A 19,069-nucleotide genomic window follows, 5' to 3' on the forward strand; every position below is an offset into this window, starting at 1 on the left:
TTTGCTTGTTTTACTTCGTTAAGGAGGAGGACTAAATGGAAGCTGAAAGACTAGAATATTTTAAAAAGAAGTTATTGGCCGCTAAAGCTGAGATTCTTAACGGTGGTATTCTAACAAGTACTGAAGACCTTAAGATGTCGACAGATGATCTACCTGATGAAGGTGATGTAGCAAACGCAGTAATTAACCAACAGGTTACATTTAATATGCGTGCTCGAGCAATGACTAAGCTAAGACAAATCGAAGAGGCCCTTCACCGAATTGAAGAAGGTACTTATGGGCACTGTGAAGATTGTGACGAGCCAATCGGTAAGAAAAGGCTTGAAAATCAACCATGGGCCGATCTTTGTATCACACACGCAGAAGAAAGAGAGCGTGAAGAACAACACATGCGAAGAGCCGTATAGCTTTTTTCATATTCCAAATGTTAGTAAAAAAGCCTGCTTATGCAGGCTTTTTTTATAGGGCCATCCCCTCGTCTACACTAAAGGTCTCCTTCTTTATATAGACATACTTCGATATGTCTCTCTTAAGCACTTTCTTAACCTGTTCATTTGTTTTAAGTACTTCTTCCACTTTAGGACTTATTGTACTTGAGTTCGTATTATTAATTGGCGCGACGATCATGACATATGCAAACACAAAAATACTGATTGATAATGTCCAAATAGTTTTCACTGAATTACCCTCCATGGTAAGTTCTTCTTCTGTTCATAATTAAGCACGGCCCATGCCAAATTCTGGTACAATGATTACGGCAACTTAACTTAGTGGAGTAATGAACACGGTGGCTTTTTGGCCTTATTTTCTACCACCACTTTTAAAATAGTGTATAAGATTTTGACACCTATCTATAAAGTATCCATATGGGCTATAGGTGAACAACTTAAGTAGGTAGAATCCTGTCATAGTGTTGGCACAAGCTGTGCATTCTATAACAGTGAGTTTGAGTTACTAAGGAGCACTTTTTGAAACTAAAATCTTTTCTACTACTTTCTACTTTAATTGCTAGCTCTTTTGCTTTTGGAGCTGGTGAAGGTCAGAAATTATCATTTGATCAACTAAGACAACGTGTTTTCAAAAAAGAATACCAACAGGAAACATCAAATACTGACGTACTACACTCACGCTTTTCAAGCTGGGGTATCAAAAATAACTTTGCACAAGGATCAATTAATCTTCCAGGTGCACTTAAAAAATTAAAGACACAAAAAGAAGTTGTTGTAGCTGTTATTGATACAGGTATTGATCCAACTCACCCATTCCTTAAAGATAATATCTACGTACCTAAAGGAGATGCTAGCATTTCTAATTTTGGACTAGATTTCTCTAAAGGTGCTGATAATGTAAATACTCCTTACGATAAGAATCGTCACGGAACTCACGTTTCGGGAATTATTAAGTCAGTATTTCCAAATGTTAAGATTCTTTCACTGAAGTACTACAACCGTCACGCTTCAGGTAAGGACAACTTAAACTCAACAATCAAGGCTCTACGTTACGCAGTTGATCTTGGTGTTGATATCATTAACTACTCAGGTGGTGGACCAGAGCCGGATTTAGAAGAACTTGAAATTCTAAAGAAAGCAGAAAGAAAAGGAATCATCGTAGTTGCAGCAGCAGGAAACGAGCAAGAAAATATCGATAACAAGAATACTGCTTACTTCCCAGCAAGCTACAAGTTATCAAATATTATTACTGTAACTGCTCACGATCAGTCGATGAAGATTCTTAACTCTTCAAACTGGGGAGCACAAACAGTAGACGTTTCTGCACCAGGATATAAGATCAACTCTGCTATCCCGACTTCAAGAAACGGTCTGCTAACAGGAACTTCACAAGCTACTGCTTTTGTTTCTGGAGTAGCAGCAATGTTAAAAGCTGGATACCCAGGTCTTTCAGCAAAGCAAATTAAGAAGATCATCTCAATCACTGCAAAGAAAGAGATCACTTTTAATGGAAAGGTTAAGTCTTCAGGACGTGTTGATGCTACAGCAGCTGTTGAACTTGCTGAAAAGCTAAACACAAAGACAAATGGTCAACTAGCTAACTACAAAGAAAGCAAAAGAGAAGTAGCAAACACTCCAAAAGTAATTATCAGAAAATAATTAATTCCTAGATGGCCCTAAAATAGGACGTAAGCGCAAGGGTCGTCCCCATAATAAAAATCACTCCTAGCATTCCATACAATAAATAAGACACCTTAAAAAATCCCATCATCTTATAATCAAGAAAACTTTCAATTTGACTCTTATTATTTAGCTCGCGTGTTTCAGATATTGCTTCCTTAATACGCTCATAAAGAGAAACCTCTTCGATACCCTTTTGCGTATATGGTTGCCAAATTTCTTGCTCGCTCACTCCAGAGTTCATCATTTCAATAACGATATCCACTAACTCTTGAAGATAAAGCGCTCTCAGCTTATCAGTCTTTGAGTGCTCACTATAGAAGTAATCAAGAAGATTATTATAACGGCGACGCACTTTAATCATAAATTTCTTAAACTTCACATCACCTTGGAAAATTGCTGGGTTTTCCATTTCAAGAGGAGAAAGTGTCAGCCAATACTTTTCACGAAAAGTATAGAAGCTCTTCTCCCCTAATGGTTCTCCTAATGGATTAAAAGTTAAATCGAAGTCACAATCTTGGCAGCGTTCTTCAATAATATTTTCACTTTCGCACTTAGGACATGTTATAAGTTGCACATCCTGTGCAATATTATCTTCCATGAAGAGATGTTGATGTTTTTGTATGTCGTTTAAGAATTCTCTATCCATAAGAATATTGTAATTTCATAAGCTTAGTATTGGCAAATGTTAAATCATATACGACAATAAAGTATGTCTAGCCTGCTGAAAAATAAATTCTTTCTACCTGTGCTTCATATTCTTGCAGGTATCATTTACGCATTAAATTTTCCATTCATAGGAAAGTTCACAATCTTTCCAACAATCTTTTTTAGTGCGGCCGTTTTATTCTACGGGCTTAAAAGTGAAATTCGTTTTAAGTATAACCTCATAAATATTTTCTTATTCTGTTGGGGCTATAATTTTGCAGGATACTATTGGTTAACATTCACACTAAACGAGTTTGGAAACCTATTTTTTCCATTTAACTTTATCCTGTGGCAGCTTTTTTCGGTTATTATTGCGCCACAATTCTATCTCTTTCTTATTATCTTTTTCTTTTTAAAGAAGTATGTGAAGATCGATACATTAGCGGGAGGAATCCTTTATTCGCTAATCTTCGTTATTCTTGAATATTTTACGCCACAACAATTCCCAGCTCTTTTTGGCCATCCGTGGCTTAAGATATCTCCATTCTTAAAACCAGCACGCCTATTAGGTGTTCCCTTCTATAGCTTCTTAAGTTTATTCATTGGGCATCTTATTTTTATGTTCTACCAAAAACAAAAGCTTCCAAGAGTTCAAGGTGGAATCATCCTTGCACTTTTACTTATGAATTTTGGAGTAGGCCCAATAAAGTCTAATATAAGTAACGATCTTAAGATTCGAATTGTTCAAGGAAATATTGGAAATGACCTAAAGCTTAAATCTGAACAGGGCATAAAGCTTGCCTCATCAGAAGTTATTAATATCTATAAAGGACTAAGCTTGGCCGAAGGAATTGAAGATATCGATTTGGTTATTTGGCCGGAGACTTCTTATCCTAGATTTGTTTTCTCAGAAAAAAGTAAAAAGTTGTCAGACGAGCTAATGGATCTCTTTATTAAGAGTAATGCTAGCTACTTCTTTGGAACATACGATCTTGCTTCAACAAATCCAAGTGTCTTAGAGAATACGTATAATGCGACAGTACTATCTCGAGGTGAAGGAATTATTGATCAGGTCTATCATAAGCAAGTACTCATTCCTTTTGGAGAAGGACTACCTTTTGGACCACTTAACCATTACCTGGCGCCTTACTTAACAAATATCTCATTCTTTGCGAGTGGAACTAAGTACACAAACTTTGAAGTTAAAGATAAACACTTTATTTCACTCATCTGTTATGAAGTCCTATTTCCTCGCTATGTTGGAAGATACATTAAAGAAGTGAAGAAGCGTGGAGAAAAAATTGATTTCATCGTCAATGTGACAAACGATTCATGGTATGGGCCTTACTCAGAACAAGAGCAGCACCTATTCTTAGCAAAGTGGAGAGCTGTGGAATTTAATCTTCCAATTATTAGAGCGACCAATACTGGAATCTCGGCCGTCATCAAACAAGATGGTCGAGAGTTAATTCGTACAGAAAATTTTAAACAAGAAATAAAAGATTTTTCTCTTTAAAATTAAAAACCTTCTTTAAGAAGATCATGCATTCGAATGAATCCCTTGAATTCATTTCCATCAATCACAGGGAGTACATAAATCTTATTTTGCTCCATTGATGTTAGGGCATCGATAGCAAGGTCATCAGAAGAAACTTTCTTAGGCTCTTTCGTCATAATCTCGCTAAGAGCCGTTTCAAGTGCATTAGCATTTTTAGCAATCGAGCGTCTGATATCACCTTCGACAAGAATTCCACTAAAGCTATTATTCTCAATAACAGCAAGGGCCCCAAGAGGTTTATTCGTCATTTCAAGAACGGCATCTTTTAAAAGATTTGATGGTTTAAGGATTGGGCACTCTTTCGCCACCCACATTAAATCTTTTACTTTCATCGTAAGAGACTTACCCAATTTCCCACCAGGGTGATTAATAGCAAACCCTTCACGTGATAGACCCACAAATTTCTCATAGGCAACAGCAATGGCATCTCCCATTGCCAGAGCAACAGTTGATGAAGTAGTTGGGGCAAGATCGTTAATACAGGCTTCGCGCTCTACCGAGCAATCAAAAGAAATCCCACACTCAAGTGCAATTTGTTTTGTTAAATCACCTACTAGAGCAATACGGTTCTCTTTTCTTATTCTTAGAAATGGTATTAATTTTAAGATCTCACTTGTGGTACCAGATTTTGATAAAAAGATAATGGCATCGTTTTCACTAACTCTCCCAAGGTCTCCGTGAAGGGCCTCAGTTGGATGAAGAAAAATTGAGCGAAGGCCAAGAGAGCTAAATGTTGAAGATAGTTTCTCTCCAATAAGGCCTGACTTACCAACGCCACATAAAACCATCTGGCCGTTATGAGCATGCAGATATTCGAAGACACCAGTCAGTTTGTTACACATCTTCTCATCTAAAAGATCTATTACTCTTAGAATTGAATCAGCTTCAAGTTTTAAAACTTCCTTCATCTGACCAAAATGCTCCACTACCATCTCCTTTAGTGTCAATTTTTCTATCTCGATCGAGTCTACGACTATGTTATTATAATTATATGAAAATGTTAAAAATAATAGTGCTTTTTTCCCTGCTATTTAGTTGTAGTTCATATGAACAATTTGAACAATTAGTTGAAGAATCAGAAATACCTTCAAAAACTTATAAGTCGAATTTTAACCAGACATGGCAAGCTGTTCTTGAGATCATGCAACAGTATGACATTTCAGTAAAAAATCAAGAAGCTGGAGTCGTAAAAACACGTTGGATCAACAACACGAGTCAAATTAACTTCTCCGATGCCTTCGGCTCAAAAGAGATGGTTAAAGCGGCCCAATTTAAATTAGTTATCAATGTCATTAAAGGATATCGCGGAAAACAAGAAGTTTCTAAGGTTTCAATTTACCGACGCCAAATGATTGAAAAAGATTTTCTACAAGGTTGGCGCCTTGTACGTTCGGATGGAATTCTAGAGAAAACTATCCTCTATAGAATTGAACGTATTCTAAAACGTGAATCAATGATTAAAAAGATTGAAGAACAAAAAGCGAAAGAAGCAGAGAAAGAGTTATTCTAATGAATAACACTTTCTTCTTCTAATTTATTTGTCACGATAACAACATCATCAATATCTTCTTCAACTTCTTCTACTCTATTCATTCTTAAAATTTTGCGCTTAAAGAAAACCATGAAGTCTCTTTGGATAAGAAGCATACATGGAAGAACCACAAGAGTTAAAACTGTCGCAAATAGAAGTCCCCACCCCATACTCATGGCAAGGCCTTTCGTAAATCCGGCATCTCCACCGATTGCATATGCCATTGGGAATACACCACCAAGTGTTGTAATACTTGTTAATATGATCGCTCTTAGACGACTTCCTGCCCCTTCTAAAATCTCTGGACGATGAAAGCTAAACCAATCACTTCTTTTCTCATTAATTGTAACAACAAGAAGTAAGCTGTCATTTACAACAACTCCGGCCATACCAATAATACCAATAATCGCCATTAAACTAATGTCGAGTCCTTGGAAGTAGAATGCCCAGATAACACCTATCACTCCAAAAGGAATGGCCGAACAGATTAAGATCGGCTGCATAATACTTCTTAAAACAATCGCTAAAATAAAGAAGATACCAAGAAGAGCAAAAGCAAATTTCTTAACCATTGAACTCTTATTCTTTCTCGACTGCTCATCAGCATCCTGTGCATTAAACATTAAATCGGGATACTTCTTTGAAAGCTTTTGAGTTAGTAGATCAACCTTCTTAATTAGAACTTCTTTTTTAATAATTTCTTTATCAAACGGAAGATCAACAACAACTTTTCTCATTAAATTTGAGTGCCTAATTGTCGATTGCTTCTTTTCTTTTTTCCAAACTCCAATATCAGATGACTTTATGATCTCACCATTTGCCAGAACGACAGGAAGGTTACCTAGTTCTTCGAAATTTAGATCATCGCCATCAGCTGCATAAGTTAAAAAGCGAATCTTTCGATTACCACTTGTATACTCATAAACTTCATTCTTACTAATGAACTGAACTAATTGACTTGAGACTTGAGCCAGAGAAAGTCCTCGTGATTGAATCTCATTTTTATGAGGTGTAAAAATCCAAGCGTCTTTAAAAAGCGAATCATCAAGATCAACTGATTTAATTCCCTCAATTTTTAAATCCTCAATCGATTTTTTAGTATACTCTGTCACTTCTTCAACATTAAATGGAGAAAGAGATTGAATTGTTACTTCGACAAGGTTTTCACGACTTTCATCATCTCCACCCTTTGCAATCTTAACCTCTAGCCTTTCAAACTTACCAGTTTTCTCAAGCTCTTTTAGTTGTTCCTTAAGGAAGTCTTGTACATCTTTCTTGTTGGCTTCAACATTATTATCAAGCTGTGAAAAAGAAACTCTATAACTAAAATACTGTGGCCCCTCTTGCTTCTTACCATTTGTATAATTTTGTCCAATTGAGAATTGGTAGTTATTATACTTATTTTTGTCAATCTTACTCATAACCTCTTCTACAGGAGTCAGTTGTTTATATGAGTCTTCAAGATTTTTTGATTCTTTCAAAGTACCGACAAATTCAACTGTTTCAGAAGAAATATTTAAATTGAAATTGAAGTTAATATTCTTGCTCGCAAAGATTATTGAGCCAATCATTGCCACAATGAAACCTGTTAAAACAATATAGCGCCATCTTAGTGCTCCATCGAGTAATTTAAGATACCCTCTTTTAAAGCGCTGGAAGTAATTAGACTCATGATGTGCATTTGCTTTTGTTACAAAGTGCTTTAAGTGGTTTGGAAGGATAAAGAAACTTTCAAATAAACTTAAAAGAAGCGCCGAGAAAACCACAACAGGAATCGCCATTAAGATATTTGACATTGAATCCTTCCCAACAAGAATTGGGGCAAAGGCAATCAGTGTCGTTGCAACAGTTCCACAAATAGGTTTCCAAGTCGAAAGAACAGCACCTACGGCCGCATCTTTTGAACTGGCACCGTTTTCAAGATTTTGCATATACTGTTCAGAGATAATAATAGCATCATCAACTAGGATCCCAATAACAAGAAGCATCCCTACAACAGAGATTAGATCAATTGAAATCCCCATTGTTTCAAGAACTGTAAATGTAAAAAAGTATGCAAGAGGCATCCCAAGAGAAGTCATAATTGCAGTTCTAAAACCTAAAAATAAACAAAGCGTGATCAAAACAAGAACGATTCCCATTAGAGCATTTGATTGTAGAGCATTAATTTGTCTTTCAATGAATGCCGGACCATCTTCAACACTTATGATATTCACACCTTCAGGAGCTTGCTCATTAATCTTTTTAAGCTTCTCTTCTAGTTTTTCCTTTAGTGTAATTGAATCGGCTTCAACATCTTTAAAGATATTAAAGTTAATCCCTGGCTTCCCATTTATGTAATTAGATCGTTTAATTTTAGGTAAGCGATACTCAAGAGTTGCTAAGTCCCTTAGACGCAAAGTATGGCTTGAATTATTTGAACGAATCAAAAGATTATTAAGTGATTCAATATCGTAGTTTAAGTTTTCAATTTCAATCGAATAAGAATCACTTCCTTTACGGATACTTCCTAAAGGGTAAATTCTAAAAGTTTCTTTAATCTTATTATAAACATCTGATGGCGCTATTCTATAGCGGGCCATATTATCGACATTAAGTTTAATATAAAGATCTTTTGTATATCCATATGTATCGACTCTTGATACTCCATCGACTCTTTCAAGCTCTTCTTCTATTTTCAATAACCAGTTCTGGTGTAAGTCATTACTTTGTTCAAAATTTAAAATTGCATAATAATTAAACCAAGAATCTGTTTGCTTAATATGGCGAACGACAATATCTTTAGTTTCAGATGGAAGATCTCCACGGATTGTTTCAATAGCATCTTTAATTCGAGTCTCTAAATCACCTATTTCCTCAAACTCATCTTTCACATCAACATTGATACGCATATACCCTTGTTGCGAGTTTGACCAAATTTTATCGATACCAGCACTACCTTTAATTGCACGCTCAATTGGGTAAGTTAAAAACCTTTCAATTTGAGATGCACCTGCACCAGTCAATGTGGCAGTGATTTGAATTCTCTTTGATGACCAATTTGAAATTAGATCTCGTTTCATATGGGCAAGGGAGATAATCCCAAAGAGCACCATCATGATACTTAATAAGTTTACTAGAAAGCTATTTCCTACAAAGTATGAAACTAGTTTTTTCACAAGCTACTGTCCTATTTAGATTTTAAAAACAGTAGCTTGTAGCACTAAAAATGTGAATTTATTTAGGTTTTAAGAAATTCTGTCGAATTTACACTAACTAAGGCATTGAAAATACGTTAGTAGGCCATGATATAAGTCACCCAAGACTCACAGTTCTCTTCAACAGTTGAACGATAGAAGATACCATCACCTGAACCATCATCATCCTCACCTTCCCAGAAAGTAATGATATTTTCAAATCCAGCATCCTTCATGATGTCTTTGATCTCGCCAATTGACCAATGTCTCCAATCATATGAGAAGGCCTTACGATACATTTTTCCATCTTTATGTGTTTTAAAGTGAATATAGTACTGAACTTCCTCTGTTAATGGATTGTAGCTATCACAATCCCAGTAGTAAGTGTGATCATCGTGCTCAGTCTCTTCTTCTAGCTCTTGACGACATTCTTCACCACCAAAGATATCCACCATAAAGATACTTTCAGGTCCCATATTCTTTTTTACTTGTTTAAAATAATTAAGAAGAACATTTCTTTCTTTGAAGATGAAATACGAAAAATTAAAAGCAACCGTAACGTCAGCTTTAAATTCATAATCATCAAGCACGTTTCCATTAATATAATGCATACGTGTTTTTTCTTCTTCTGTTAAACGAGAGTAGTGATTTTCCATTCCATATGCCTGTGGCTCTTCATCAAGATCAATACCCCAAGCTTCACGATCTTTCCCTTCTTTTACCCAGTCACAGGCCATTGCAGCTGTACCACCAAAGTCTTCACGTAGAGATCTTGGAGAGCGGCCAAAAATCTTCTTATATTCTTTGTTGATAAATTCAATATCAACTTCGTGATTTTGGACTGACTTTTCATAAAGTTCGTACTTTAAATTCGTTGGAATTTTCGACATTAAATACTCTTTTGTTATTTATTTATATGATTTGACTTCTTTTATGCCTGAATTGTAACTCATATTGATTGAATTTTTAACCTTAAATCTTAAATCATTTGTTTTATAGACACTACGTGCCAGAGAGATAAACTCCTCACCAAAGTCTGCTTCTTTTTCCTTAAGACGGATATCATCTTCAATTACCCAGAGCCTCTCATTAATCTCTTTAAGCTCACTCATAAAAGATTCTATTCCTTCTAAATTTAGTTCGGCCAAAGTTTTCGCTAATTCATCATATTCGGCCTGTGCCAAAGATACGCGCTCATTGTCTTCTATACGCTCTGTCTTAATTTTTAAGATAGTCATCTTATCAACGAGCTCACCAAGTGAAACAGGACATTCAATAATCATCTTATACCTCAATATCAATATAATTAATTTCTATAATAGTGTACTCAAAATCATCCCCTGGTGCCTGAACAATAACCTCATCACCTTCTTCTTTTCCAATCATGGCCCTAGCAATTGGAGACTTCCAACTGACATATCCTTTTGTCGTGTCCACTTCATCGACGCCTACAATTGAATATTTCTTCTCTTTTCCATTCTCATCTTCTAAGGTAACCGTTGCACCAAATTGAATCTTATCAGTTGTGACAGAGAGAGGATCAACAATTAAGGCGGCATTGATTCTTGTATTTAGAAAGCGAATGCGACGATCGATCTCACGCAACCTCTTCTTTCCATACTGATAATCAGCATTTTCAGATCGATCTCCAAGTGAAGCAGCCCATTTAACTGTTTCAGTTATCTCTGGTCTTTCAGTTTTCATTAAAAAATTTAACTCTTCTTCAAGCTTTGCAAAGCCTTTGGGAGTAATATAATTATCTTTCTTTATTGCCATATTGACTTAGAATTCCTTCTACTCCATTTTCAACGAGGTCCATCACTTCCTCAAAGCCTCTTGCACCACCAAAGTATGGATCGGGTACTTCTTCATATGAAGTATATGGACCACTACAAAAACTACAAAATAATTTAACCTTATTTTTATAATTTTCCTCAGGGTCAAGTTTTAAAATATTTCGATAATTAGACTTATCCATAGCAACGATAAGATCAAACTCTTCAAAATCTCTTTTTGTGAAACCTCTTGAAATACTTGGAAGCTTATATCCTCTTTTCAAGGCATGCTCCTGCATACGTCTATCGGCACCTTCTCCTGCGTGATAGGCACTAGTACCTGCAGAATCAACCTGAATCTGTTCTTCTAAGGCCAGCTCCTGAATACGATGTAGAAGTACCCCATCAGCGGCCGGTGAACGACATATATTTCCAAGACAAACAAATAAGATTTTCATTACGAAATTATGATAGAATCGAGGGTGAAAGTAAATTTAAAGGAATAAAATTATGACAGTACAAAGAATCAGAACAATGGGAGATCCAGTTCTAAGAGAAATAGCACAAGATTTTACTAAAGAAGAAATTCTTAGTGAAGAGACAAAGCAACTTCTAGAAGATATGAATGATTCAATGCTAGCAGTAGGTGGAATAGGAATTGCTGCTCCCCAAATTGGTGTTTCTAAGAAAGTTACAATAATTGATGTACCTGAGGATTCACGATACGAAGATGCAACACCAAGTGGAAAGCTCATTATTTTCAATCCAAGAATTGAGTTCTTAACAGAACAAGAAGATGGATATTGGGAAGGGTGTCTTTCGGTTCCTGGACTGAGAGGATATGTAGAAAGACCAAATCATATTCGTGTGACATATTTAAATGAAAAGGCAGAGGAAGTCGTTTTTGAAGCACAAGACTTTTTAGCAACAGTTTTTCAACATGAGATCGACCATCTATATGGGAAACTTTACGTAGATAATGTAAAGGATATAAAAAAGCTCGTTTACGAAGAAAATTTATAAAATAAAAAGGCCCTCTTAATAAAGAGGGCCTTTCTTTTTGTAGAAGGTTTTATTTATTATTCTGAAACAATTGCACGCATTACATCTAATGTTTCAGGAGATAGTGATGATTCGTAGCGTGCCCAAATTTCTTTAGTCTCTGCTACAGAAGTGTCTCGATCCATTTGAGCAACAACTTCTTCAAGGATTAAATTTGCTTCTTCAACTTCAGAGTTGTAGATAGCAATTTGATCTGCACTCACACCTTTAATTGTTCCATACACAGGACCAAACTCTGCTAGTCCTTCATTATCAAGAACAATTAATCCAGCAAGACCAATCTTAGCGGCTTTTGCCCAATCTTTTTGGTCACCTGAGAAGATTGCTTTTACTGAGTAACCAACACCTACTTTCATTGCCAGTAGTCCAGTATAAGCGATGTAGCAGTTACCTGTTAACATACCAACTGCTGCAGACGCATTAAAAGAAAGACCTGTTGCAAGAAGTAGACTTAGAATTACCTTTTTCATTTTTTTCCTCCATGTTTTTTTTGGTTGTAAATAACGATAACGCCCAACTAGATTTTTCTAAACTTAAATAAAGGTAATATGTCGAGCGAGATTTTATAAAAAACAACTCGCTATTTTTACAAGTGATAGAGTCTGACTTTACTTCTATCAAGTATTTTCAAGAGATTACGAATTTAAAGTAAAGTTTTTGCATTTAAAATCCGACAAGATAAGAAGGATAAATACTAATGAGAGAGACATACTATGAGTGAAGGTAAGAAACAAAGTTTTATTGCTTTAGCGTGCGTACTTAGTGTTAATGCATTTGTTGCATATCAATTCTTTTCAACATCTAAGTTTGATAACGTCTATTCGAAAGAAAAAATCCATGAACGAAGAGCTCCAGCGTCTCAAAAAGTTCCTGGCGAATACAAAGAGTTCCCACAACTATTCCCTTTTGAAGAGTATGTCATCTATGAAGACTTCAATGGAAATGTCGACTACAAGATGTCTGTAGACTTCTGGTCAGACAAAGGCGCTAAATACTTCACAAAAAACGGTAAAGAAGCAATTGAAAAAGGCCTTAGTGCTGGATTCAAAAGACTTATCGAAAAAGGAAATAAGGAAGGGACGACTTTAAAATCGGAACTACTTCCTGAATTAACAAAAGAATTCCTCAATACTTTTGTTTATACAGTTAAAGTTCATAAGCTTATCGATTCTAATTTTGAGTTCGATATTATGTTTACACCTTACAATAAAGACTCTGTTTCATATAAGGATGAGTTACAAACAAATCAACTTATAAACCTTGAGACTCAAGGATCACTTTATGAAGCTTTCCAAACTTATAATAAGAATTTCTCACATCGTGTCCTAGATACACAAATCCCAATTTCTAACGATATTTATCAATATATCGGTGGGGCAATTACACTGACATCAGAGCTAATTGATACAGACTGGAAGATATCTCAGCCTATTCCCAATCCAAAAAAGAATGGAATAAAGGGATATGTACGACTTCGTAAGTATTATCGTATCAACTACCCTACAGACTTAAAAATAGATTCATTTAAATCAAAATATTTGAATATCACAGAGCAGGAATTTGAAGCAAAGAATGAAGAACCACAAGTTCTTACTGTTGATACAATCTATGAATACAATCTTGATAGCTTGGTTCCTAAGAAAACTAAAACGATCTTTCACTTTGGCGAGATTGTTTCCCTTGATAAGAAGTACGATAGCTTCTTCAAAAGACTTTTTAGTGTATTTGATAAAAAGAACGACATTAGAACTTCCAAATTCAAATTTCAAGGAGACTACTCTAATGGCACAATCCGTACAAACTTCAACGGTGAGCTAAAAACTTTAGTTTACAGTCATAAAGACAAGAAGTTTACGAGCAAGAGTCGCATTACGACAAACCCAAGAGATTTTGATTTAAGAATGCATGTTAAAGATGCAATCAGAAAAACTCTTCTACAAGAAAATACAGACTTTCTTGTACAAAAACTTAATCTAGAGAAATTTATTAAATAATAGGATCGACAATGAAATCGACAAAGAAATTATTAACAACAGCTCTACTTTCAACTCTTGCTACGCAATCATTTGCAGCAAGCTTTAATATCAAAGACCGTCTCGACTCACAAAAACTATTTCTAGAGTCTTACGAATCAGTCTATGGAAAACGTGACTATGCTCATGCTCCGACTTTCTTTGATGCGATAAAAGAGCTCGATAAATCGAAAGAGAAACAAGCAGTAAAGTTCTTAAAGAATATTGACGAAGTTTTGCCAAATAAAATAGCAATGCCTGTTACTTACTGGACAAAAGTTTCTCCAAATGAAAAAGAGCTTGGTAAAGTTCTCTACTACTTCCTGGCCTATAAACTATTTATACTCAGAGACTTTATTGATAATCCTCTAACGAAGGATAAGGATAAAAAAGCTGCACAAGAGCTTCTTACAAAGATCACGAGAAAAGGAATCACATCAAATTCTATTTCAACTTATTTTCCAACATTAAAGCTACAGGCCATGAAAATCGCAAGCAGTAAAGATGTAATCGAAAGTATTAAAGAGAATGAAATTGCAACAATTGATTTTTCAGAAACATTTAGTGATATTAATAACTACTCTCTTTCAGCGCTTGGTTTTGTTCCTTCAAATAAAACAGAAATCGTCTCGGAGAACGAGCGTTCGCTAGAGCGTATCGATTGGCTGAATCAAAGAGTTATCTTTGCAGGTGGGACTCTAGACTTCGATTCTGATTATATTAAGATGCCAACACCTGAAGATCCTACAGGAAATATCATTTTTCAACAGGATCCGATTTACATTAAGATTCGTGATATGATTGCAAGTTCTAAGGACTCAATCTTTATCGATATTTTTCTCTTCGGAGGAACTCTTGGAGCAACTCTATCAGAGTATCTTTTAGATCAAACGAAAGAGAAGCTTAAAGAAAATTCTAATTTTAAAGTTGTCCTACTACACGACTATGCCACTAACTATAATATGTTAGATGAGATGATGCCGATCTTTGAATACATTAAAGAGCGTCGTGAAAAAGACCCTGTTTTAAAGAAAAGTGTCTCATTACTTCAGGCAAATATTCAGCGTCACCCTCCAGGTATCCCTTTTGGAATTACAAAACTAATCCCAAAAACTGCTGAAGCGATCAAATATTTTGAGTCAGGTAGTACATATTTTGAATCAAAAATTGATCACTCTAAAGTAATTGTCGTTGATGGAAACACTGAAAATGCACAAGCATATTTTGGTTCAAAAAACTGGACTGACCATAGTGGTGGTTACTACTACGATGATGCTATCTACGTAACAGGTGCTGCAGCAGGACTTGTTCAAGCTTCTTACTACCGCGATCTTCAAGCGGCACTTACGGAAGACCCAAAAGAGCTAGTAGGTTTCTACTATAAAGAACAAGGTTTTGATAACCGTGCCTACCTCTCTCAAAAAGATCAAATCTTAGAAGATATGCGAATCAAGAAAGAAAAATATGAAATTAAAGGTGACTCCGTTATTCGCCTTGCCGAAGCCGATGTTGATGGAACAATTAAGAATGTTCGAAATATCCTCGTTGATATGATCTCAAAGGCAGAAAAGAATATTTTTATGGAACAGCTATTCCTATATGACTCATATGTAATCGATGCCCTTGTAAAGGCCAAGAGACAGAACCCTCTTCTCGATATTAAGCTAGTTATCGATCACAACGGAAACTTTGGAATGAACGGCCTCCCAAATACCCTATTCGTTAAAAAGCTTGTTGATGCAGGAATTCAAGTACGTGCACGTAAGACTTATGGTATTACAGCAAACTTTCCAGACGGCTCAACTAAAGAGTATCACCAAGAAAACCATAGAAAGATTACATCGATTGATGGAATCACTGTTCTAGGTGGTTCATCAAATATTAATCCAGATACTCTCCAAGGTTCATTTAGAGAATTTGGTGCACAGATCTTTGATAAGAAAGAAGTAGCAAGCTTTGAAAGACGCTTTAGTCGAGACTGGCACGACTCAGAAAAGATGGAGATCTTTGATATCGAAAATTTTGAGGCAAATGTTCAAGGGGTTGCTTTTGGAAAACGCTCATCTGCAATTATCAATGCTCTTGGAAGTATGATCTATAAGTCAAAAGACGATATCGAAAAACGCCACAAATAATAAAGAGTTCTATATTCAAACAGGTAGCTGTTAACCGCAACAGCTACCTGAATTTCCTTTATCTTCAAAATATTTCTTTACTCTCTTAGGTAGCTCGACAAATAGTAGTGAGCGAAGAAGTAGAAGTGTAAAGACTACCGCTAATGAAACTTCCCACCAGCTTGATGTCTCGTGATTGTGATGAGAAACATTAAAGTTAAGAGGCCATGAAAATGCACTGTAAAGGTAGTCCGTTAAGAAAGAAAAACCTAGCGCAACAAGAGCAATTGAAAGAAGGTTGATCACAACACCTTTTTTTCCAATATACTGCCCGATAACTAAAATATTTGAGATATTCGTCGCTGGACCTACTAAAAGAAAAAGTAATGCCATACCAGGACTCATTCCCTTCATTACAAGAGAAGCTGCAATAGGTGTCGTCGCTGATGCACAAATATAAAGAGGAATCCCTACAAGTAGAATTGCCCCTCTTCCACCCCAACCAGAAAGGCCATCAAAGAAATTAGCAGGAAGTGCAAAGTCAATGAATGCTCCGGCCACAATACCAAAGGCAAGCCAGATGGCCATATCATCAACAAGCTCAACAAATCCAAAGTGAACAGAAGCTTGCGCCTTCTTTGCAAAGCTTTGCTTTACAATAACACTTTCATCTTTCTTTTTTGAACTTCCACAACAACTAGGCTTAACTTCCCCACTAACCTGTTCAACATCTTTATCTGTTTTAAAAACTAATTGAAGAGCACCAGCAACAAACGCCGACACAAAAGCAGCGACTGGGCGGATGATCGTCATTGGGATATCCATCATTCCATAAGTCATGGCTATTGAATCAACCCCAGACTCAGGTGTTGCAATCAAAAACGCAGAAGTGGCCGAATTTGAAGCCCCCTGCTTTTTTAATGTGGCCGCAGTAGGAATAACAGCGCAACTACAAAGAGGAAGTGGAATACCTAAGACAGAGGCTTTTACCGCTCCCTTTAATCCCTTACCACCCATTGCCTTCTTTATGCGCTCAACAGAGATAAAAGCTTTAATAACTCCTGCAGCAAGAAGCCCAAACATTAAAAACGGAGCCGATACTAATATATAATTCCAAAGTGACGTTAAAAAACTCATAAAATTTACCTTTTTTTCGTTGACCAATCTTAGCAGAATTATTCTGAAACGTCCTTTATTACTGGCTTTTTCACACAACCATAGACAAATTTTATAGACAGGCTAAAAAAAATTGAACTTTTTTTAAATTTTTCTATTGACGAATGAAACCGAAATCCCTATATTAAGTCTTACGAAATGCGGGGGCGTAGTTAAGTTGGTTATAACGTCTGCCTGTCACGCAGAAGGCCGAGGGTTCGAGTCCCTTCGCTCCCGCCATTTTCATTTCGTAACATTCAAGTTTTAATCTCTTCGGAGACTAAGATATTAAAAGCCGAGTTAACCCACTCGGCTTTTTTTTTGCCAATTTTTTGCTTCTGCAACTCTGGTCACAATGTCACGGCGCTGACGCTTGTTCCATTCTTTCGCAAGCCTATGCAGACTCAGCGTTAAGAGCTTACGCTCTCACCGCAGGTAAGAACCCACTCGACTTTTTTTTTGGACGCGAAAAATGCCACGAAGGCATTTTGCGCGGAACAACCCTGCACGACCGAGCAGGATGCGAGGGAGAGAGGGTTCTCCGCAAAATTTCCAAGCTACATTTATACGTATACACGATGATGGGACGATTCGGGTAACCAACTAAGTAATCCCACTAACATTTTCAATATCACTAAATTTCAAATAAGAAATGCCAGTATGGCAAAATCATTAGTCTCCCCTTTAAAGGGTTCTTCTTAATGAATTTGATAAAAATTCTTTTCGAGTAAAAACAAAAAAAACAGTACCCTAAAGCACTGTTTTTAAGTTCTATATAACTTTTTCTTGATTAATATGAAGCTGACATATTCGGCGTTGTTTCTTTTTGAGAGTATAGTTCATAAAAATACCCTAATGAATCTTCTACTTTACTATATTGGCCTCCAAATATAACTCTAGAAGCTCCATTACGACTAAGCTTGAAACTTACTTCCTCAGCTGAATAAGAAATAGTGTTATTGAAGAAAGTACTATGAGACACTTTGATCTCTGTCTTATTTCTATGAATTTCTTTTAAAGAATCAATATAACTATTTTCTGATAGGAAACTAATCGGAAGAAGATACATACTTCTATGTGGAATATATTTAGATTTATCGTACTCACGTACTGGCTTGTCTTCTAAACGAGCAATGTCTTTAATAATATCAATAGTACAGTTTGAAAGAGAAGTCGAAATACATTTATTACCTGCATGTAATGTTCTACCTCTGATTAGGCTCTCTAAGGTATTGCAAAGGTTTGAAGTTTTAGATTTACAAAGCTGTGCAATTTTCTTGTGAGTTCTATTCTCGACATCTTTTTCCCATCCATTAACTCCTTCAGACTTAGTTCTAAGTTCAGACATTTCTGAATGAATTTCATTAATCTCCTGGAAGAATTCTGCAATATCACTTTCTAGTGATTCATCTGCTGTGTAAGTATTCTTTCTTCTTTCGTATACAGTTTTGATTTTATTTTTTAGAAGAAGCTTAAGTTCTCCATTGAATGATATATTAATATGCTCAACAAGGTCTCTATAATCAGATTCATTGTTTTCTTTTAAGACTTTAGATCGCTCTAATGATGTAGTTAATATGTTCGTTACTTTTTCTTCTACAAGCTTTACTTTTGCAGGGTTTACTAGTGAGTCAAATGTCAACACAGGTGTTGCTTGAGCTGAAACGCTTGGTAATGTTAAAAGTAGTGAAAAACCAATAATAATCTTGTTCATAGTGTCTCCTCGGCTAAAGTAAAAATGTGAATACTAATCAATTTTATAGATTATCTTGATCGAGAGACAGTCCTATTGAAGAATTTTTATAGAGAAAGTAAAAGTGTCTAAAAAGTATACATAAGAATCTGATGGTTTTGATGATCAGATTATTGAAATAGTCGTAAATAGTGGGAATTCTAATAACTAACCGTA

18 protein-coding genes and 1 tRNA gene are annotated in these 19,069 nt (G+C 35.8%); 8 read left to right on the forward strand and 11 right to left on the reverse strand.

Annotation, left to right across the window (positions count from 1 at the left end):
* The first annotated feature begins 35 nt into the window (after positions 1-35).
* Positions 36-407, forward strand: coding sequence for a TraR/DksA family transcriptional regulator (locus ACMAYX_RS08360; RefSeq protein ID WP_103219194.1), 372 nt, complete (start codon positions 36-38; stop codon positions 405-407).
* 52 nt (positions 408-459) lie between these two features.
* Here the strand turns inward: ACMAYX_RS08360 and ACMAYX_RS08365 are convergent, their stop codons facing one another.
* On the reverse strand, positions 460-678 hold the full coding sequence (locus tag ACMAYX_RS08365) for a hypothetical protein (protein WP_392993094.1): 219 nt from the start codon (positions 676-678) through the stop codon (positions 460-462).
* A gap of 290 nt (positions 679-968) precedes the next feature.
* Here ACMAYX_RS08365 and ACMAYX_RS08370 point away from each other — a divergent pair, with 290 nt between their 5' ends.
* The gene (locus tag ACMAYX_RS08370; RefSeq protein ID WP_103219192.1) at positions 969-2,108 is read left to right on the forward strand and encodes a S8 family serine peptidase; all 1,140 of its coding nucleotides are present in this window, start codon (positions 969-971) and stop codon (positions 2,106-2,108) included.
* A 7-nt stretch (positions 2,109-2,115) separates the two neighbouring features.
* On the opposite strand, the gene ACMAYX_RS08375 is transcribed toward ACMAYX_RS08370, so the two are convergent.
* Positions 2,116-2,778 carry a hypothetical protein gene (locus tag ACMAYX_RS08375; protein ID WP_146037921.1) on the reverse strand — a complete coding sequence of 221 codons (663 nt, stop codon included), beginning with the start codon at positions 2,776-2,778 and terminating at the stop codon, positions 2,116-2,118.
* Between the two features lie 63 nt (positions 2,779-2,841).
* Between ACMAYX_RS08375 and lnt the strand changes: the two genes are divergently transcribed.
* Positions 2,842-4,293, forward strand: a complete 1,452-nt coding sequence (gene lnt / locus ACMAYX_RS08380) for an apolipoprotein N-acyltransferase (RefSeq protein WP_412471753.1) — start codon at positions 2,842-2,844, stop codon at positions 4,291-4,293.
* A gap of 2 nt (positions 4,294-4,295) precedes the next feature.
* Here the strand turns inward: lnt and ACMAYX_RS08385 are convergent, their stop codons facing one another.
* Entirely contained in the window at positions 4,296-5,261 is a 966-nt protein-coding gene (locus ACMAYX_RS08385; protein WP_392993097.1) for a KpsF/GutQ family sugar-phosphate isomerase, read from the reverse strand.
* Positions 5,262-5,326: 65 nt separating this feature from the next.
* Here ACMAYX_RS08385 and ACMAYX_RS08390 point away from each other — a divergent pair, with 65 nt between their 5' ends.
* Positions 5,327-5,845, forward strand: a complete 519-nt coding sequence (locus ACMAYX_RS08390) for a hypothetical protein (RefSeq protein WP_146037919.1) — start codon at positions 5,327-5,329, stop codon at positions 5,843-5,845.
* Here the strand turns inward: ACMAYX_RS08390 and ACMAYX_RS08395 are convergent.
* From ACMAYX_RS08395 to ACMAYX_RS08415, 5 genes are all read right to left on the reverse strand, one after another.
* Positions 5,842-9,024 (reverse strand): efflux RND transporter permease subunit, encoded by a 3,183-nt coding sequence (locus ACMAYX_RS08395; RefSeq protein ID WP_412470283.1) that lies wholly within the window; start codon positions 9,022-9,024, stop codon positions 5,842-5,844. The two genes, ACMAYX_RS08390 and ACMAYX_RS08395, sit on opposite strands and share 4 nt — an antisense overlap.
* Before the next feature lie 116 nt (positions 9,025-9,140).
* Positions 9,141-9,932: a hypothetical protein gene (locus tag ACMAYX_RS08400; protein ID WP_103219186.1), complete on the reverse strand. Its 792-nt coding sequence runs from the start codon at positions 9,930-9,932 to the stop codon at positions 9,141-9,143.
* Between the two features lie 18 nt (positions 9,933-9,950).
* Complete coding sequence (locus ACMAYX_RS08405; protein ID WP_103219185.1) at positions 9,951-10,325, reverse strand: DUF6165 family protein; 375 nt, start codon at positions 10,323-10,325, stop codon at positions 9,951-9,953.
* Between the two features lies 1 nt (position 10,326).
* Positions 10,327-10,818, reverse strand: coding sequence for a transcription elongation factor GreB (greB, locus tag ACMAYX_RS08410; RefSeq protein WP_103219184.1), 492 nt, complete (start codon positions 10,816-10,818; stop codon positions 10,327-10,329).
* Positions 10,799-11,275 (reverse strand): low molecular weight protein-tyrosine-phosphatase, encoded by a 477-nt coding sequence (locus ACMAYX_RS08415; RefSeq protein ID WP_103219183.1) that lies wholly within the window; start codon positions 11,273-11,275, stop codon positions 10,799-10,801. The genes greB and ACMAYX_RS08415 overlap by 20 nt, the downstream gene beginning before the upstream one ends.
* 52 nt (positions 11,276-11,327) lie before the next feature.
* Between ACMAYX_RS08415 and def the strand changes: the two genes are divergently transcribed.
* On the forward strand, positions 11,328-11,840 hold the full coding sequence (def, locus tag ACMAYX_RS08420) for a peptide deformylase (RefSeq protein WP_103219182.1): 513 nt from the start codon (positions 11,328-11,330) through the stop codon (positions 11,838-11,840).
* Between the two features lie 56 nt (positions 11,841-11,896).
* Here def and ACMAYX_RS08425 read toward each other — a convergent pair whose 3' ends face one another.
* On the reverse strand, positions 11,897-12,349 hold the full coding sequence (locus tag ACMAYX_RS08425) for a hypothetical protein (RefSeq protein WP_103219181.1): 453 nt from the start codon (positions 12,347-12,349) through the stop codon (positions 11,897-11,899).
* Positions 12,350-12,592: 243 nt separating this feature from the next.
* Between ACMAYX_RS08425 and ACMAYX_RS08430 the strand changes: the two genes are divergently transcribed.
* Together ACMAYX_RS08430 and ACMAYX_RS08435 are read left to right on the forward strand one after the other, a co-directional pair.
* The gene (locus ACMAYX_RS08430; protein ID WP_103219180.1) at positions 12,593-13,873 is read left to right on the forward strand and encodes a hypothetical protein; all 1,281 of its coding nucleotides are present in this window, start codon (positions 12,593-12,595) and stop codon (positions 13,871-13,873) included.
* A gap of 11 nt (positions 13,874-13,884) precedes the next feature.
* A complete protein-coding gene (locus ACMAYX_RS08435; RefSeq protein WP_412471752.1) occupies positions 13,885-16,026 on the forward strand; it encodes a phospholipase D-like domain-containing protein in 2,142 nt (713 codons plus the stop codon).
* A gap of 30 nt (positions 16,027-16,056) precedes the next feature.
* On the opposite strand, the gene ACMAYX_RS08440 is transcribed toward ACMAYX_RS08435, so the two are convergent.
* On the reverse strand, positions 16,057-17,142 hold the full coding sequence (locus ACMAYX_RS08440) for an SO_0444 family Cu/Zn efflux transporter (RefSeq protein WP_103219178.1): 1,086 nt from the start codon (positions 17,140-17,142) through the stop codon (positions 16,057-16,059).
* 181 nt (positions 17,143-17,323) lie between these two features.
* Here ACMAYX_RS08440 and ACMAYX_RS08445 point away from each other — a divergent pair.
* Positions 17,324-17,400, forward strand: a tRNA-Asp gene (locus tag ACMAYX_RS08445).
* A 550-nt stretch (positions 17,401-17,950) separates the two neighbouring features.
* On the opposite strand, the gene ACMAYX_RS08450 is transcribed toward ACMAYX_RS08445, so the two are convergent.
* Positions 17,951-18,874, reverse strand: coding sequence for a hypothetical protein (locus ACMAYX_RS08450; RefSeq protein WP_412471751.1), 924 nt, complete (start codon positions 18,872-18,874; stop codon positions 17,951-17,953).
* Between the last annotated feature and the right edge of the window lie 195 nt (positions 18,875-19,069).

Source organism: Halobacteriovorax sp. RT-2-3 (genome assembly GCF_047085075.1).
GTDB lineage: Bacteria > Bdellovibrionota > Bacteriovoracia > Bacteriovoracales > Bacteriovoracaceae > Halobacteriovorax_A.

Excerpts from the sequence above, each read along its gene's own strand:
- greB (WP_103219184.1), bottom strand. The coding sequence starts at position 10,818 with ATGGCAATAAAGAAAGATAATTATATTACTCCCAAAGGCTTTGCAAAG.
- ACMAYX_RS08425 (WP_103219181.1), bottom strand. The coding sequence starts at position 12,349 with ATGAAAAAGGTAATTCTAAGTCTACTTCTTGCAACAGGTCTTTCTTTT.
- ACMAYX_RS08375 (WP_146037921.1), bottom strand. The coding sequence starts at position 2,778 with ATGGATAGAGAATTCTTAAACGACATACAAAAACATCAACATCTCTTC.
- ACMAYX_RS08390 (WP_146037919.1), top strand. The coding sequence starts at position 5,327 with ATGAAAATGTTAAAAATAATAGTGCTTTTTTCCCTGCTATTTAGTTGT.
- ACMAYX_RS08430 (WP_103219180.1), top strand. The coding sequence starts at position 12,593 with ATGAGTGAAGGTAAGAAACAAAGTTTTATTGCTTTAGCGTGCGTACTT.
- ACMAYX_RS08400 (WP_103219186.1), bottom strand. The coding sequence starts at position 9,932 with ATGTCGAAAATTCCAACGAATTTAAAGTACGAACTTTATGAAAAGTCA.
- def (WP_103219182.1), top strand. The coding sequence starts at position 11,328 with ATGACAGTACAAAGAATCAGAACAATGGGAGATCCAGTTCTAAGAGAA.
- ACMAYX_RS08415 (WP_103219183.1), bottom strand. The coding sequence starts at position 11,275 with ATGAAAATCTTATTTGTTTGTCTTGGAAATATATGTCGTTCACCGGCC.
- ACMAYX_RS08435 (WP_412471752.1), top strand. The coding sequence starts at position 13,885 with ATGAAATCGACAAAGAAATTATTAACAACAGCTCTACTTTCAACTCTT.
- ACMAYX_RS08360 (WP_103219194.1), top strand. The coding sequence starts at position 36 with ATGGAAGCTGAAAGACTAGAATATTTTAAAAAGAAGTTATTGGCCGCT.
- ACMAYX_RS08440 (WP_103219178.1), bottom strand. The coding sequence starts at position 17,142 with ATGAGTTTTTTAACGTCACTTTGGAATTATATATTAGTATCGGCTCCG.
- ACMAYX_RS08405 (WP_103219185.1), bottom strand. The coding sequence starts at position 10,325 with ATGATTATTGAATGTCCTGTTTCACTTGGTGAGCTCGTTGATAAGATG.
- lnt (WP_412471753.1), top strand. The coding sequence starts at position 2,842 with ATGTCTAGCCTGCTGAAAAATAAATTCTTTCTACCTGTGCTTCATATT.
- ACMAYX_RS08450 (WP_412471751.1), bottom strand. The coding sequence starts at position 18,874 with ATGAACAAGATTATTATTGGTTTTTCACTACTTTTAACATTACCAAGC.